Source organism: Terribacillus sp. JSM ZJ617, assembly GCF_044383785.1.
GTDB lineage: Bacteria > Bacillota > Bacilli > Bacillales > Amphibacillaceae > Terribacillus.
On record NZ_JBISEQ010000004.1, the window covers coordinates 303,374 to 318,841 of the forward strand.

Here is a 15,468-nt window from a genome sequence, read left to right on the forward strand (position 1 = left end):
AATGCTGACGGTTTCTCGTAGTAATATATGTTCACAACTAATCAATCTCTGTTAAATAAAACTTTCATCATTTTACAGATCTAAGTTCCTCTAATAAACGAGCAGAATTTAAGACCACCATCCACCTCGAACTCTAATGCTTTCTCTTAAGATAACATAAGAATGCTCTATTCCTTTCAATAACATAATATTCTCCTCTAAACGCTGTCTCAGTGCTTTATTCGCTTTTCCGTCAAAGCAATCCTCCAACGCATCCTTGAGTTTTATATGCTCCTCCGAAAGTGATTCAATATGGTAGCACCGCTCTAAATACTTCTTATAAAACTTCTCATCTGCTTCCAAATCGTCCTTGATACTTCTTTCCAACTCTTTCTTTTGCTTTCGTTTCTCCAGAAATTCGTCAAATTCATCAAGTATATCAAACATTCTTATCATGCCTTCCACTAAAGAATCAGAACCTCAGCCAACCCGCCAGCATTTCGTCAATATGCGCAAAATCCTTCGCCATCTTGTTCATATTATGTGCGATTTCCCCAGTGTCAGATTGTGCATCCTTCAGGAATCCAATCACTTCATCAAAATAATCCATCTCAAATAACATCGGAATCCCGTTTGGACCACTTACCGTCAGATCCCGATAGATATCATCTACATCGGAGCCATTCAGCTTATCATATCTGCCCGATCCAACTTGCCCTTTGAATTTACTCTTGGCATATTCCATCGCCGAGAGATAATCATCCAAGAACTGCATCATCTCTTTTTTGGTTTTAGCAATTAGATCTTCACTAGCTTCTACTTGTGCAGCATAAGATTTCATTAATTCGGTTTGAATAACAATAGGGAAATCTGAAACACCACTATTTTTTAGGAAGAGAGGTGATGTGGAGATAGCCGCGCGAAGTTTTTCATCAAATAGTAGATCTGATTTGTAGTAGCCATCTTCATTATATAGACTTGCATCCGTGTAGTTCTTTATACCATGAGATCCCAGCATATCGGCCATTTGGTCACCTAAGCCATCTTTTCCAGCCGGGTCTTCCATATAATAAAGGGAGCCGATTGTTTTGTCATGAAACATAGCAACTGCATCACTCGGGTGTGCATATGTAATAATCTTGTCCTTATAATCCCCTTCGCGAACACGCTTCTGCTTGTCTTCATCCAGAAGACCGTAAGCATCCGCTGCGGCGAAGGTCACTGCGTTGGAATCATACATCACAGCACAATATTGAGCTAGTCCCCCGCCAAGAGAATGACCAGTAAAGGTTATATTTTCGGCACCATATTTCTCTACGTACTTCTTAACAGCAGCTTCCGCTTCGGTAAATTGGTTCTTGTTTGTAAACGTGATTGTACCATTGTCATTTAGCTTTGCATTGCCCGTCTGCAATGCCGCATCCTGTGATGGTGTCGCCACATAAGCTGTGGTTCCATATTCCTTTTTGCTATAATTGGAATCACCACCGACTACGCCAAAAGCATCTTCATAAACATCTTTAAGGAACCCGGAATAATCTACCTTTTTATCAGATTCATAGATTACAGTATCACCTTTAAGCGTGGCTCTATCACCAGCCTCACTCATAATGGCATTCTTCGTATGTTCATCCAGACCTTTAAGTTCCACTTCTTTTGTGGTAGTTTTAGGGGGTTCAGTACCGCGGAAGCTGATAACAACCTCTTTAGTATCAGGGTTTTGGAGTACGTACCCATAAAGACCCGTCTCTTTATCTTCTATAATCTCTTGGGTTTCCCAGATAATACTCCTACCCGAAACCTTACTTTCAAAGTCTCCTTGTTCATCTTCGTAAGCTCCTTGAGACAAGATGCTTGCTTCAATATCCGTCATTTCGCTCATGGATTCTGACTCCTTTTCTTGCTACAATCAATCAAGAGGTGTTTTTATGAATAGATTACATATAACTCCATTTTTATTAATTATCTCCATTATAATATTAGGAGGTTGTAATGTGAATAATAATGAAGGCAATTATGATGATGAAACTATTAGTAAAGCCAAGGAAACTACCGAGAGTTACTTAAAAAATAACTACGTTGATGTAAAATCAATAGAATTAGAAGAACCATATCAATCGCAAATGGGTAGTTTATCTATTGATGGTACAGTTAATGACAAAGGATTCACAATACATTTAAACAATGACTTTACTGTAAGTTCTATTGGCAAAAAAGAAGGTTTCCCTGAGAAAAAAGAGGAATGTAAAGAGAGGGATTGTGAATACTGATAAGATTCTATTTATGAATAAAAGTATATTAAAGGTGCCTTCCAATTCTATTGGTGGGCACTTTTTGCAATCCTCATCTACTCCCTCCTTTTGTAAATAATTTCTATATAGATATGCTCTTCTTTGCTAGACCAAGAATATGAGGTGTCATAATGCACAAACACAAAATAATATATTCCCTTATATGTATCATCATATTGATACTATTGGGAGGTTGCGTTGCGCAGGTTAACATTGATAATGTAATTGCCAGCGACATTAAAGAAATAGCAACAAGTTATATTGAAAACAATTACGAATCCATAGAATCTATTAAGTTAGATGAGCCTTATCGAGGACAAATGGGAAGTCTAACAGTAGATGGTACTGTTAATGGTAATGCAGGCTTCTCCATTAGCTTTGATGAAAATCTAAACGTATCAGGCATAGCGGAAGATGAAGGTTTTCCTGAGGAAAAGAAAAAATGCAGGAAGCAATTTTGCGAATAGCAGGAACAAACCGCAATTCACTCTTTACTATAATTAGAAGTATATCTATATGAAAAAGCTAAACATATCATTATCGCTAATCATCCTACTCTTGATTTTCACTGGGTGTACAGAAGAATACGATGAAGAGAAGATCACGAAAGCAAAACAGACTGCTGAAAGTTACCTTAGGAATAATTATCAAGATGTAGAATCAGTTAGAAGAACAGTATCAATCGCCAATGGGAAGCCTATCAATTGACGGAACAGTAAATGGAGCCGGCTTTACTATCGATCTGAACAAAGACTTTACTGTTGCTATAGTAGGAGAAAAGGAAGGTTTTCCGGAGCATAAAGATGTTTGCGAAAAAAAGGACTGCGATTACTAACTGTAAAAACCTTTAGCAGGTGACAAATATTATGAAAGACTTAACCATATTATTTCTGCTTTTCACAATGATTTTAGTATTTACTGGCTGCTCGGAAACATATGACGAAGCTACAGTTGCCGAAGCTAAGACTGTAACTAGAAGTTATTTAGAAAATAATTATGAAAATATCGAATCGATTGAGCTAGAGGAACCTGTAAAGTCACCAATGGGCAGTATGACAGTGGATGGATCAGTTAACAATGGTAAGGCATTTTCTATTAGTTTAAATGAAGATTTAACTGTTGCCAGCCTCGTTATACAAAGTGATGATTTCCCCGAAGAAAAAGCAGCATGCAGAAAGAAAAGCTGCGAGTATTAGTTTGGGTTCTTTTAAAATACTTTTAAACGAGGTGATGTAATTTGAGGCACTCTATCATTTCATTACTTCTTTTACTACTGGTTATTACCGGTTGTTCAGAACAGTATGATGAAGAGGCTATTTCTAAGGCAAAGGCTGTAACTAGAAGTTATATAGAAAGTAATTATAACAATATAGAATCTATCGAGTTAGTGGAGCCAGAAGAGTCGCCAATGGGAAGTATTATGGTAGATGGTACTGTTAATGGAGTAGGATTTTCGGTGAGTCTGAGCAGTGATTTTTCCGTTAATTCAATAGGTGAAAATGCAGGCTTTCCTGAGCGGAAAGCAGAATGCCAAGGCAAGGATTGTGAATTTTGATTTTGATCTTTAAAAGGAACAGAATGCTCCTAATTAGCTGTCTCTTATATAACTCCTCTCTCAACACAAATCAGTTCACCTTTCAATATTACTCAAAGGTTTCACCTTAGAGATAGACGGCTATGTAAATCAGTATATGAAGATGTGTGTTAAGGAGGACATTAATATGAACGACTCTAAACAATTATTAAAAGATAAGATCGGCTTAGGAACAGCACCACTAGGAAACATGTTCCGCAACGTCCCAGAGGTAGAAGCCATCGAAACAATTCAAACAGCATGGGACCAAGGTATTCGCTATTTTGATACCGCGCCTTTCTATGGTGCAGGTTTGGCGGAATTACGATTAGGAAAAGTCCTTTCCAAATATGATCGGGATGATTACGTAATCAGCACAAAAGTAGGTCGCTATCTTACAGAGGAAGAGGAAGATAAGGAAGGCCTATATGAAGAAGGACGTAAAAACAAAGTCATCACTGATTACACGGAGGAAGCCACGCTTCGTTCCATCGAACAGAGCTTGGAACGTTTGCAGACAGATCGGATTGATATTGTCTATGTACATGACCTTTCCCCTGATTTCCATGGCGATGAGTGGATTGCCAAATTCGATGAAGCTAGAAAAGGCGCTTTCCGTGTGCTCTCGCGTCTTCGTGAGGAAGGCGTTATTAAGTCGTGGGGCCTTGGCGTCAATACCACCATTCCGATCGAAGTAGCGATGGAGCTGGAAGAGGTACAGCCTGACTTGTGCTTATCCGCTACGCAATATACACTGCTGCAGCATAAGAAAGCATTGCAGCGTATGCTTCCGACTGCTCAGGAAAGAGGTATCGGCATTGTTGTCGGCGGCGCATTCAACTCAGGTGCCCTGCTCGGCGGTCCTTACTTTGACTACAAAGAAGCATCGGCAGAGATCAAAGAGCGGGTAAAACAATTCGAAGAAATCGCCCAGCGCCATGATGTCAGCTTAAAAGCTGCGGCGCTTCAGTTCTCAACAGCTCATCCAGCGGTTGCAGCCGTTATTCCTGGTTCTACACGCCCTGAACGAATCAAGGAAGATTTGGCAGCCATGAAAGCAGATATACCAGAAGCATTTTGGCAGGAATTGCTGGATAAAGAATTGATTTCACCAGATGCACCACTGCCGAACTAAAAGGCAGCTAACAACAATATACAAAAAAGGCTAACTCCCTGTGATAAGGAGTTAGCCTTTTTTGTTTAGTGCTGATGCTCATTGATATAAGCGTTTTTCCCCGCTCCCATACCAACGATCCAGAGTACTACAGCAACAGTAACCAACAATGCTAGCGGCACTGTCCAGCTTGACGTAACATCATGCAGCAAACCAAATAATGTCGGTCCTACTGCGGCTAATAGATACCCGACAAACTGCGCCATTCCAGATAATTCTGCTGATTCCTGAGCAGACTGTGTCCGTAATACAAAAAACATTGTTGCGAGACTGAACACACCGCCTCCCGCTAATCCGAATAGTAATACACTGATAACACTGATCCATGTGATACCCGTCAACAGCCCGGAGAAGCTCATAACGAAACACAAAGCTATTATGCTTACTATTCCCCTTTGTCCCGCCAAACGCCCTGCTAGGATCGGTAGCAAGAATGAAGTTGGCAAGCTACAAAGCTGCGTGAGAGCTAAAAGCCAGCCAGCTGTTGATTCACTAAAGCCTTGATTTTGAAGTATTGTGGGCATCCAGGTGATCATGATGTAATACAATAGCGATTGCAATCCCATAAAACCTGTTACCTTCCAGGCGAGACCCGACGACCACAGTTTCTTTCCTTTCTTAGGTAGGGAAATAGATGATGTTGTTACTCTCTGGCGCAGCTGCGGTATCCAAGCGACCATCGTTACAAGCGTCAAAATCACCCATACTGCGAGTGAGCCATGCCATCCACTGCCAAGACCGTTTGAAAGAGGAACACTAATTCCAGATGCAAGCGCAGCCATCCCATTCATGGTCATTGCATAAGCTCCAGTCATCACGCCTACATTTTTAGGGAATTCCCGCTTGATCAAGCCTGGCAAAAGTACATTTCCCATGGCGATTCCGATTCCTGCTAAAGCCGTACCAACGAAAAGCATCCATACCGGTGAGAAAAACCGAAATATAAGTCCAACAGCTATGATAATCAGTCCGGCAAATAAAGTTCTTTCAATACCTGCACGCCTAGCAATTCTTGGCGCAACCAGCGCAAATACCGCAAATGCAATCAAAGGCAAAGTAGTCAGCATGCCTGTTGAAGCATTGCCAATGCCTGTATCTGAACGAATGTTGTCTATTAAAGGACTTAACCCTGTTATCGGCGCACGCAAGTTAGCACCGATAAGCAAAATACTTAAGACTAATACAATGACTCCAATACGTGAGGCATTCTGTTTTAATTGATTAGATTGTTCCATATGTCTTCTCCTTACTCTGTCCAGCACGCTGAGAGAATCCCCAGCAAAGAAAAACCATTTAGAGGTGTTTTTCATTCACTTTCATTATTTTCGCCAAAAAGTCGTACAGTCTGCTTTATCTGTAATATTGAACTCTATCATTCTTTCTAATAATGAATAATTAACTGGCGTATCCCATTTGATACGAACCAACTGCTTCGTATGGTCATAGCCTGCCTGAATTATGTCGTCAGAAAAATGATCTATTCCTGCCTTTTCCGGCGCCACAGCCAAATGCTGTTTGGCGATGCTAAAGCCAATAATAAATGTGCCATGATCAGTAAACATCGGCTGATTCCAGGCTATTTTCTGTTCCATATTAGGATATTTCTCAGCCACCCATTTCAGCACTTCTTCCGTTCGTTCCCGATGCTGTGGGTTGTCTATTTGAGCCAGATAATCTGCGAATGTTATCATTTTACTTACCCCCAAAAACAATTATCGAAGATCTTATTGTATCTCTACTATAACCACAAGCCTAGAAAAAGAAAAGATGACTAGTAATAGAGACTATTCTATTACCGACTTTATGCTAGATGGTTTGGTATCTACCACAGGAAACTGCCTACTATACCGATCAGACTGCACACTATACCTAACACTACAAACTTCCGCCCTTTTAGTTTGCCCTTCTTAATCTCTCTATGCGCTATGTACGCAATTCCTAGTCCAAATCCACCTAGTGTTGCCCCATTATCCATAAAAATAACTCCTAGAATCGAAAAGATTCCTATAATAAGAGAGAATATAGCTTCATGACAATAAGCTGGATTCCCTGTTTGCTGATTATATTTCTCGATACGCAACAACATCATCACCCTACTTTAACTTTCACTATATACTTTCTATTATAAACATTATAGGAATATTATTCCTTAACCATATTGTATTCACTATTAGTACTTACCTTAATTGAAACAGATAACTTGGGTAATATTCTATGAGTAAAGCAAAAGAACACCTCCTTCACAAGAGGTGTTCTCAACTGCCGGTTAGTTAGCCAGTTCTTTTATTTCCGTTTCACTCAAAGCCTTCCGATACACGGCAACATCATCCATCTGCCCGCCAAAGAACGCATCCGAAGCATACCTGCTTCGCCCTAAATAATTAGTATCTCCAAGAATATCAGATGGGTTAGCCGTTATATTTTCATTAGTTCCCGCAAGCTCTCCATTCACGTACAGCTTTCCGGTATTACCTTCCAGTGTCACCGCAAGATGTACCCAATCACCTGCAGCCAATGCACTATCAGCTGTTATGTTCTGGTCAACTCCATTATGGATGGTAAATCGAAGCTTGCCGCTGCCATCAGACGGTGTGAAGAACATGTTTTTGCCGTTGCTTTCGCCAATATCAAAGATTCGCTGCCATGCTGCACCGCCTTGCCAGTTCACCCAGGCGGAGAATGTGAAATCCTCTGCATCTGCAACGAGAGGGGAGAGTTCCACATGAGCATCTTTCCCATCCAACGCCAGCTTGCCATCCTCGGTTTGCACAGCATTTCCTTTCAATTGTGCTGGCAGATTGCTGCCGGAGGAATCAGCTGCTTCCTTACTGCCCAGATTGCCAAAGTTATATTGCGCAATTTCCGGCTCGGAAGCCTGCTGCTTCACCGTGACTTGGAAGGTTTTCGTATCTTTCTTTTTTCCTGCTTGAATGCTTGCAGTCAGTGTAGCTTTGCCATCTCCACTTCCTGCCTGAGGCCGGTGTATCGTACCATCCGCCTCGATCACCTTTGGATTGGATGAAGTCCACTCTATCGTGGATTCGTGCGTCCCTTCTATTGGCAGCTCCACATTTTGATACAGACTGTCGCTGTTCGAAAGGTTTAGATCCTTTTTAACTGCTGCGACAACTTCTTTATCTTTCATATCCTCCATTCGATTACCCCAGATCGCGACACCTTTGTCAGATAAAGCGGTGAACGTCGTATCATATTCTTCTGCCGCTTCATCCCACTGTTTCAAGAAGAATCCATTATACTTCTCGCCATCAATCGTTAAGTTAATCTCGTTATCCTTGCCCTGCTTCCACTTTCCTTTCACAGCACCTTCGACTTTCCCATTCTCTTTCAGGGTAATTTGTTCAGAAGTTTTCACGTCAGCAGAAATATCTTTTCCGTGGTTCACATATTGATAGTCACCAGCCATATCCTTGTGTTTAATCTTTACCTCTTTCTCATTTGTATTACGAGATGGAGCTACGACTGGCCAGCCTTTATCGTTCATATGCATCTGATGGACCCGCACTTCATGCTCTTCACCACGCTCAGGGAAACGAGAATGGAAAATGAGGTAGTGATTCTTCGTATCTTCATCATAAAAAGCAGTGTTATGTCCTGGTGAGACATAGCCAATACCCGGGTCCTCTCCTGGATCACCGACCTTCTTCTCGAATAAGTTATTCCCAAGCAGCTTCACGCCATAAGGTTCAATCGACTTATCATCAAATAGAGGTAAATTCGGATCTGCCTTCACATCAATCATGTCATTTCCTTCTGCATCGTAGAACGGACCATCTGGAGATTTAGAACGTGCCACACGAATATTGTAGCCGCCAATAGCGTCCAGCCCACCAAATGATAGGAACATATAATAATAATCTGTTTCTGGGCTGTACATCATCGCCGGTCCTTCAATCCGGCTATGGTTTCCGCCCATTAGCTTCTTCCCATACCCTTGCCCTGGAAGCGGCTTGCCTGTCTCTTCATCCATTTCCATAATGAAAATACCGCCAGAGTAAGATCCATACACCATCCATAGCTTGCCATCCTCGTCATAGAACACATCCGGATCTACCACATTCGGATGCTTTGTCGCATCATAAATCGTGCCATCCTCACTTGGCTCGTCCCACATACCTGACTTCAAGATGATCCCTGTATCCTTGTATGGACCTTCAATATCATCTGCCACTGCCACACCCATCGCAGAACGCGGTGAATCCCCTTTACATGCATTGTAGTACATATAGAACTTCCCATCCGCCAGCTGAATCACATCCGCAGCCCAAAGCGTATCCGTCTGTGCCCATTCTAGCGTCTCTTTGAGTTCTTCCGTTACATTAGGAATGAGCTTATTCCCATCACGCACACCAGAGTCGACCATTTTCCATTTCATAAGGTCTTTTGTTTTTGCTGCAGCTAGGTGAGAGCCAAAGACATAGTATTGGTCGTCTACTTCAATGAAAGAAGGATCGTGAACAGAGGCATTCTCAAATACAGGTATTTTTTCTTTTCCCCCTTTATCCTTTGCCAGGGTATCCGCGCCTGGTATAGCAGGAATTAGTAATGCGGCAGACAGCATCGACGTTACGAGTATACGTTTATTAGCTTTCATCTCATTCCTCCTCAACATATGATAACGCTTTCATATTACTGGTTTAAGATTAGGAGGAATAGATAAAGTTGTCAATAAGTATAAAATCCCTGTTTATTAGATAGATTCTTTATTAATCTTTAAGAATACGAATGTTTTCAAACAGAATCTATACACTTGTACGTACAAATATTAATGAAAACGGATGTGCATTTTTGTCCACTGTCCTAAACCACTTCCTGTTTTTTATCTTTCTTCTTCCAATAGGAACCCGTTTTCTTATGTCTCCTCATTAATACAGCTACAAAGATAAAGAGACCGGTCAAAATGAAAATCATTATATACATCATTAAATGCCCTAAATAAAAAAACAGATCCATTGAACCAGCTTCTCCAAAGTGTACTTTGAATGGGTCACCAGACGGGTGGCTGATCATAATAGCATCATCACTTTCATAATAGACACTGGGCTTTACTTGCTTGGTCATATGGATTGGATTTCCTTGCTCGTCGTCATATGATAAAGCTAAATAATAATAGGAAGACTCATATCGGCCATACCCGGGATCGCTATAGCTATCAGTTATTGTTGCTTCTGTTTGAATTTGTTCCCCGCTGTGAGCTTGGATGGCAGTAACCACACTTTTACCAAAGGATATGTAAACAAGAGAAAATCCAACTATTATCAGCACAAGGTATACCCATTTCAATATGGATCCCAAGAGAACCGTCTTCTTTCCAATAACGGGAATCGCCTCTATAACTCCTACAAGTGCGAACAATATAATAAATGAGAATGCGATAAATAAAAGAAAGTTAACGAATAAATCTATATCAATCAAATTCTCCAAGAGGAAAGATTGAATCGTTTCGCCAACAATGACATCCCCTTTTTGCAATGTCTTGTACTCTTCAGCCGAGATCGGCATTAAACCTTCCGCGTCAACGGTTAAAGCAGTTTCTGCCTTTTCATCAGCGGCTGCATAATAAGTCAAATTGCCGAATAAGTCATTGTAAACAACTTTACCTTCTACGGTGATGTCGTTGATCTCAGCTTTAGGAAATAGCGAACTATAAACTTCTTTAGCAGAAGTAACAGCAATATATATAAATAATACTGAGATAAAGATACCCAATGCCGTATACCCAATTATTGCTCCGAATTTTTTTATCGATTCCACGCATTCCAGCTCCTTTCCATCATCAAATTCCTCCAAGCTTTCGACACATACTTTCTATCAAACCGCATGCTGCTTGGTTTGGGCGGTCGTCGATCCACATGCAGAAGTTTTTGTCCATGCACTTTCATAAACTCGCTCCTTTCACCAAGAAAGATCAGAGGTCTCTTATCGTACAGATATCAATTAATGCAAAGATTTATTTATCCAATCTCCCCGCCATGCACAGAAAACATGTAAAAATCCTCATCATCGGATAATGTCCAGCCATCAAAAAATGAGCTGGCATGGAAGATATCTAGAAAGAGATCATTAATTTGGATGATTAGAAGCGGAAATTGTTCAAACAGCTGTACATCTACTATTGTCTTACCAGTAAGCATGGATTGCACAGTCTTCCATTCGCTTTGATTGGTTTGTATATCTGTTTCTCCTATTTTTATGCCATTTGCATCCCGGATTCGCCACGGGCATTCCACCACAATAGATCCCTTTTCCAAAAGAATAATGAACTGAGTCTCTGAATTAACTGCTGTTACTTTTTGACCTACGAATTCTTTGAAGGTATATTCGCTGGGTTGCATATGCCATAATCTGCATGCATGGGCTACAATCATGCTTTGTAACTTATCCAAGGAATAACCGTCCTGATTTTTTCCATATTGAAAATCATCAATAGCGTCACTGATCTCCTGCCACTGCATCTGTATTTCCGATAACTCATGTGTCATAGCACAGCGATAGATTTCTTTTGCAATAGAAACAGCCTTGACATTAGGCGTAATCAATTGAGCGTAAAGCTGTCTTATATGGTAGGAAACACTTTCTTCTTCAGAAGGCGCTTTATCCGTATGCTTTTCCTAGCAGCTTCAAACATCTCTTCTATCTCAAATATATTTAACCGCCCTGTCATACTGGCAAGTTTCTTAATCTCATAAACCTCTAAATATAAATGATCAATTGCCCATGCAACATAATCCGACGCCTGTACAGTATTTGTATATTTCTTGTAATACAACTCTAAAAGTTCTATTATGATCGGCTCCTTTCCGTTATCCATAGCTACTACATTTTATTCCGCAGGTGAAACTCATTATACAAAAACTCACTTCTAAGCATACTCATCCTTAGCCGATCAACCAATCCCCCACCCTTCATCAATATACCTTCCTCCACAACCCAATAGTTAATTCCTTAGTTCTACGTATGGTAATTCCATTGCTCGCATTCTAACAGTCTCCTAATTGGTTATATATTTATTCTCAAGATTAATATGTAAATTATCTGGTTGATGGAATAAAATGTACAGAAATAACAAGGAATCTTTTTCAAAATTTTAATACATCAAACAAGTTCCCCTAATGTTCTATTATTTAGTGATCAACCTCAACCTGATTAGTAATCATTCCATTTGCTCATTATCATAAGTTCTCCTTTTGCTATACTGGTTTCGAGGTGTAAATATGAGAAAAGTTGTCTTTTTTGCATTGGTTTCTATTCTATCCGTAATACTACTTGGAAGTTGTAAAGCGAACGAGTACGATGAAGAAACAGTAAACAAAGCTAAAGCCACTGCTGAAAGCTATATTTCTGCTAATTTTGAAGGTGTCGAGTCGATTGATTTAGGCGAACCTTATACTGCACCTATGGGCAGCCTGACTATAGATGGAGCAGTGAATAATTCTGGCTTTTCAATGAAATTTCATGAAGATATACGAGTAGCAGGGATTAGTACGGAAGAAGGTTTCCCCGAATTTAAGGAAGGGTGTCAGGAACGTTTCTGTGATTATTAATTATTGTTATCGAAAAGTCTCAAACTAAAAGGACTTAGAAACAGTATTGGTTAAGACCCGGAAAGGCTGTGAAATTGTGAAGCGAATATTCGAGGGCAAGACCAAAATTTCATCTATAACAGCACTTTGGACCATCGTTATTGCTGTACTATTTTATATGCTATTAGACGATGAACCTGTTTTCTACAGCGAATGGTCGACTTTCGCCAAAAGATTATTTCCCATAACAGCAGTTTTGGTTGCAATATCCCCATTATTCGGTCTTGTAACTGCTCCATTTGCTACCACCAAAGGATGGAAAATTGCTTTAATTCTAATACATGTAGTTTTTTGTTTACTATTGATGCCATTAGTATTCTTTGTGGTCACGTTCGTTTGTGCAACTGCAGGTTTTTGACATAAGGGCACATGAAAATCGCGGTAAATAATCACAAAAAAGATGGCTGCATTAAAATCAGCCATCTCTGTCAGAGTTCCCTTCCCTTTAATTCTATTCCTTTTAAAATATAATCATCAAGACCTACACTAACTACTCCGCCGCTCCACAAGATTTATCCCCACCCCCATCGCCACAATCCCGATCAGCAGCATATACAGCAGCGACATCGTGACTTCCTGCAGACCTGCTCCATAAAATACAATCGACATGATTGCTTCCATGGCATGGGCTAGCGGAAAGAGATCAGCAATGAAAAGTAACACTGGATTCGTAATCGTTCCTGGCATCATATACGCTCCGCTGACGAGCGGAACCAAGGGAATCAGAGCCGGGTAGATGGCATAAAACTGTTCGGGCGTCTTGACAAAGCCGGTAATCAGCATCGCTATGCTGATCATGCCGAAGGTGAAGCATGCGCTAATCAGTATGATCAGCCAAAGATTATCTCCTAAATCGTACTTCATGATATATTTAAACACGATCAGCACGATGACGATTTGAAGCATCGTAATTAAAAAGCTATATAGCAAATATCCGGTGTACATACTCGATTTCTTCACCGGTGATAAAATCATCCGATCCCAAATACCAGAAACTCTATCTTGTGTCACATTATTCACTTTGAATCCAATGATGAACATGGAAATCAAGAAGATGAAAGCAAACAGCAGCTGTGTGCGAATGTTGAACTTAGGAATTTGTTCGTCGTCCACGCCTTGCGATTCCAGCTGAAAAGGTGCATCAGCCAGATAGTCTTTCATTTCATTTCGTACATCGCCCTCTTTTTGCGATTCAATTGCTTTGATTTGCGCTTCCTGCTGAAACACGCTTGCCACATGCTGTTCCACATAAGAAACGTTCGGCATTTTCCTCGCGACAAGTAGCTCGTAATCATTTTCACTCAAGCTTACAGCGACATCACTATTACCATTTCGCACATCTTCCCGCGCTTTCTCCGGATCCACAACTTCAAATTTGAAGGAGTCATTCGTATTCAGCAATGCTTCCCACTTCTCCTCAATTTCCGAAGCATTGGACTTCTCACTGAAAATGGCAACTGTCGTCAGTGATTGGACTCCTCCACCCAATATAAGCGTAGCGACAATACTTCCTGCGATAAATAACAGAAGGAGCAAAGGATTTCGTTTGTCCTTTAAAAACTGCGCCCATAATACAGATTTCATTGTGCTTTCCCCCTTTTCGGAAACAAAGCTAAACCAATGAAAGTGAATACTAGGAATATGCCGATCAAGAATATGCTTGGCTGGACGATGAAGGAGATGTCTTCAAATTGGACCCATCCTGTCAGCATCTTCAGAAATAAACCGTTCGGAGTCCATTCTCCTATGGATCGCATCCATTCCGGCATCATATAAATCGGAACAAATCCTCCTCCAAGCGTACCAAGAAGCAACAAAATAAACATGAACAATCCATTGGCTGCATCTATATTCGCCATCCGTAATAAGACTACTGTGAAGATAGCCGCCAATCCGGACATTACCAAGGCAAGCAGGACGATCATTACCAAGATACCTCCCCAAAAGCCGAGCGTGCGCCCCGGAAAAACATCCAAGATGAAGTGCGACACCATCAAGACAAAGATGATTTGCAGGATCACAAGACAGATCGTCGATACCATCTTACCAATCAGGAACCGCATGGGATGGCTATTGGTCAATAATATTCGATTGAATACTTGGCCCCTGATTTCCAATCCCGTTTTCATAGCCACCGTTGTTACTACGAACAATGCAAATAAAGCTCCCATCGAGATGGTAAAATACTGCGTTAACGTGAAGTTATGCTCCGTGTCTAAATCCTCAAATCCACCTTCCGGGAGCACCACGTCCATATCTGCTCCGCCCGTAATTTCTTGAATCGCAAATTGATGATTTAGTTGGTTGATAAATCCCTGAACGAGCTGCTGCAATGCACTGCTGTCGAGTGTCTCTTCTTCCATCTTATAAACCAGTGATTTGGTTGCAGATTCGTCTGCGAAGCTCGCATATAAACTATCCGCCGTATATCCATCAGGTATGATCAGCATGCCATCAAGTTCGCCTTCTTTCACTTTGTTGGCAGCTTCTTTTTCCTCCAGATGATGAACCGTCATCCAATCTTTTAATTCGTCACTTTCCAGATAATCCGACAGCAGTTGAACAGGCTGTATGTCACCTGCCGCTTCCACTATCGCATTTGCTTCCTGTTCTCCCAGACCTGCTTCACTGACCAATCTTTCGTTCAGTTGTTCCATAGCCTCTGATTCATCGTCTTGATTCACGATTGCTAGCTGTAAATCCATCGATACCTTGTCACCATCACCAAACAATCCAGCAAAGGCAAAATTCAGTACTACGACCAAAATGATAGGAAGCACCAGGACAGAAAGCAGCTCTTTCCAATCCCGCAAAAAAATCAATAAGTCCTTCTTTATGAAACTTCGCATC

Annotated in this window: 17 protein-coding genes; 6 read left to right on the forward strand and 11 right to left on the reverse strand. The window is 40.9% G+C overall.

All coding sequences use genetic code 11. The annotated features are described in order from the left end of the window. Positions 1-108 precede the first annotated feature (108 nt). Together ACH6C1_RS15100 and ACH6C1_RS15105 are read right to left on the reverse strand one after the other, a co-directional pair. Positions 109-426 (reverse strand): hypothetical protein, encoded by a 318-nt coding sequence (locus ACH6C1_RS15100; protein ID WP_374078467.1) that lies wholly within the window; start codon positions 424-426, stop codon positions 109-111. A 25-nt stretch (positions 427-451) separates the two neighbouring features. Then, positions 452-1,861, reverse strand: a complete 1,410-nt coding sequence (locus ACH6C1_RS15105; protein ID WP_374078470.1) for a Tle-like phospholipase domain-containing protein — start codon at positions 1,859-1,861, stop codon at positions 452-454. A 112-nt stretch (positions 1,862-1,973) separates the two neighbouring features. Between ACH6C1_RS15105 and ACH6C1_RS15110 the strand changes: the two genes are divergently transcribed. The 5 genes from ACH6C1_RS15110 (at position 1,974) to ACH6C1_RS15130 (ending at position 4,978) form a co-directional block, all read left to right on the forward strand. Continuing rightward, complete coding sequence (locus ACH6C1_RS15110; protein WP_374078472.1) at positions 1,974-2,249, forward strand: hypothetical protein; 276 nt, start codon at positions 1,974-1,976, stop codon at positions 2,247-2,249. Positions 2,250-2,401: 152 nt separating this feature from the next. Next, the gene (locus ACH6C1_RS15115) at positions 2,402-2,737 is read left to right on the forward strand and encodes a hypothetical protein (protein WP_374078475.1); all 336 of its coding nucleotides are present in this window, start codon (positions 2,402-2,404) and stop codon (positions 2,735-2,737) included. Between the two features lie 399 nt (positions 2,738-3,136). After that, the gene (locus ACH6C1_RS15120; RefSeq protein ID WP_095224530.1) at positions 3,137-3,466 is read left to right on the forward strand and encodes a DUF1433 domain-containing protein; all 330 of its coding nucleotides are present in this window, start codon (positions 3,137-3,139) and stop codon (positions 3,464-3,466) included. Between the two features lie 41 nt (positions 3,467-3,507). Next, positions 3,508-3,825: a hypothetical protein gene (locus ACH6C1_RS15125; protein WP_374078478.1), complete on the forward strand. Its 318-nt coding sequence runs from the start codon at positions 3,508-3,510 to the stop codon at positions 3,823-3,825. A 166-nt stretch (positions 3,826-3,991) separates the two neighbouring features. After that, positions 3,992-4,978, forward strand: coding sequence for an aldo/keto reductase (locus tag ACH6C1_RS15130; RefSeq protein ID WP_374078481.1), 987 nt, complete (start codon positions 3,992-3,994; stop codon positions 4,976-4,978). A 65-nt stretch (positions 4,979-5,043) separates the two neighbouring features. Here ACH6C1_RS15130 and ACH6C1_RS15135 read toward each other — a convergent pair whose 3' ends face one another. From ACH6C1_RS15135 to ACH6C1_RS15160, 6 genes are all read right to left on the reverse strand, one after another. Then, a complete protein-coding gene (locus ACH6C1_RS15135; RefSeq protein ID WP_374078483.1) occupies positions 5,044-6,252 on the reverse strand; it encodes a CynX/NimT family MFS transporter in 1,209 nt (402 codons plus the stop codon). A gap of 84 nt (positions 6,253-6,336) precedes the next feature. Then, entirely contained in the window at positions 6,337-6,708 is a 372-nt protein-coding gene (locus tag ACH6C1_RS15140; protein ID WP_374078486.1) for an iron chaperone, read from the reverse strand. A gap of 131 nt (positions 6,709-6,839) precedes the next feature. Then, positions 6,840-6,992, reverse strand: a complete 153-nt coding sequence (locus ACH6C1_RS15145) for a hypothetical protein (protein WP_374078498.1) — start codon at positions 6,990-6,992, stop codon at positions 6,840-6,842. Positions 6,993-7,283: 291 nt separating this feature from the next. Continuing rightward, positions 7,284-9,629, reverse strand: a complete 2,346-nt coding sequence (gene abnB / locus ACH6C1_RS15150; protein WP_374078501.1) for an arabinan endo-1,5-alpha-L-arabinosidase AbnB — start codon at positions 9,627-9,629, stop codon at positions 7,284-7,286. A 206-nt stretch (positions 9,630-9,835) separates the two neighbouring features. After that, positions 9,836-10,789 (reverse strand): hypothetical protein, encoded by a 954-nt coding sequence (locus ACH6C1_RS15155; protein WP_374078504.1) that lies wholly within the window; start codon positions 10,787-10,789, stop codon positions 9,836-9,838. A 200-nt stretch (positions 10,790-10,989) separates the two neighbouring features. Continuing rightward, complete coding sequence (locus ACH6C1_RS15160) at positions 10,990-11,574, reverse strand: hypothetical protein (RefSeq protein ID WP_374078506.1); 585 nt, start codon at positions 11,572-11,574, stop codon at positions 10,990-10,992. A gap of 675 nt (positions 11,575-12,249) precedes the next feature. On the opposite strand from ACH6C1_RS15160, the gene ACH6C1_RS15165 reads away from it, so the two are divergent. Continuing rightward, positions 12,250-12,579, forward strand: a complete 330-nt coding sequence (locus ACH6C1_RS15165; protein ID WP_374078509.1) for a DUF1433 domain-containing protein — start codon at positions 12,250-12,252, stop codon at positions 12,577-12,579. Positions 12,580-12,762: 183 nt separating this feature from the next. On the opposite strand, the gene ACH6C1_RS15170 is transcribed toward ACH6C1_RS15165, so the two are convergent. The 3 genes from ACH6C1_RS15170 to ACH6C1_RS15180 all read right to left on the reverse strand — a co-directional run bounded on the left by ACH6C1_RS15170 (position 12,763) and on the right by ACH6C1_RS15180 (position 15,467). Then, positions 12,763-13,041, reverse strand: a complete 279-nt coding sequence (locus ACH6C1_RS15170) for a hypothetical protein (RefSeq protein WP_374078512.1) — start codon at positions 13,039-13,041, stop codon at positions 12,763-12,765. A 63-nt stretch (positions 13,042-13,104) separates the two neighbouring features. Then, on the reverse strand, positions 13,105-14,202 hold the full coding sequence (locus tag ACH6C1_RS15175; protein ID WP_374078514.1) for an ABC transporter permease: 1,098 nt from the start codon (positions 14,200-14,202) through the stop codon (positions 13,105-13,107). Then, positions 14,199-15,467 (reverse strand): ABC transporter permease, encoded by a 1,269-nt coding sequence (locus ACH6C1_RS15180; protein WP_374078517.1) that lies wholly within the window; start codon positions 15,465-15,467, stop codon positions 14,199-14,201. Before ACH6C1_RS15180 ends, ACH6C1_RS15175 begins: the two co-directional genes overlap by 4 nt. Between the last annotated feature and the right edge of the window lies 1 nt (position 15,468).

Coding starts and splice junctions, on each gene's coding strand:
- ACH6C1_RS15175 (WP_374078514.1), bottom strand. CDS start 14,202: ATGAAATCTGTATTATGGGCGCAGTTTTTAAAGGACAAACGAAATCCT.
- ACH6C1_RS15140 (WP_374078486.1), bottom strand. CDS start 6,708: ATGATAACATTCGCAGATTATCTGGCTCAAATAGACAACCCACAGCAT.
- abnB (WP_374078501.1), bottom strand. CDS start 9,629: ATGAAAGCTAATAAACGTATACTCGTAACGTCGATGCTGTCTGCCGCA.
- ACH6C1_RS15100 (WP_374078467.1), bottom strand. CDS start 426: ATGTTTGATATACTTGATGAATTTGACGAATTTCTGGAGAAACGAAAG.
- ACH6C1_RS15180 (WP_374078517.1), bottom strand. CDS start 15,467: ATGCGAAGTTTCATAAAGAAGGACTTATTGATTTTTTTGCGGGATTGG.
- ACH6C1_RS15115 (WP_374078475.1), top strand. CDS start 2,402: ATGCACAAACACAAAATAATATATTCCCTTATATGTATCATCATATTG.
- ACH6C1_RS15105 (WP_374078470.1), bottom strand. CDS start 1,861: ATGAGCGAAATGACGGATATTGAAGCAAGCATCTTGTCTCAAGGAGCT.
- ACH6C1_RS15145 (WP_374078498.1), bottom strand. CDS start 6,992: ATGGATAATGGGGCAACACTAGGTGGATTTGGACTAGGAATTGCGTAC.
- ACH6C1_RS15130 (WP_374078481.1), top strand. CDS start 3,992: ATGAACGACTCTAAACAATTATTAAAAGATAAGATCGGCTTAGGAACA.
- ACH6C1_RS15170 (WP_374078512.1), bottom strand. CDS start 13,041: ATGGCTGATTTTAATGCAGCCATCTTTTTTGTGATTATTTACCGCGAT.
- ACH6C1_RS15165 (WP_374078509.1), top strand. CDS start 12,250: ATGAGAAAAGTTGTCTTTTTTGCATTGGTTTCTATTCTATCCGTAATA.
- ACH6C1_RS15135 (WP_374078483.1), bottom strand. CDS start 6,252: ATGGAACAATCTAATCAATTAAAACAGAATGCCTCACGTATTGGAGTC.
- ACH6C1_RS15120 (WP_095224530.1), top strand. CDS start 3,137: ATGAAAGACTTAACCATATTATTTCTGCTTTTCACAATGATTTTAGTA.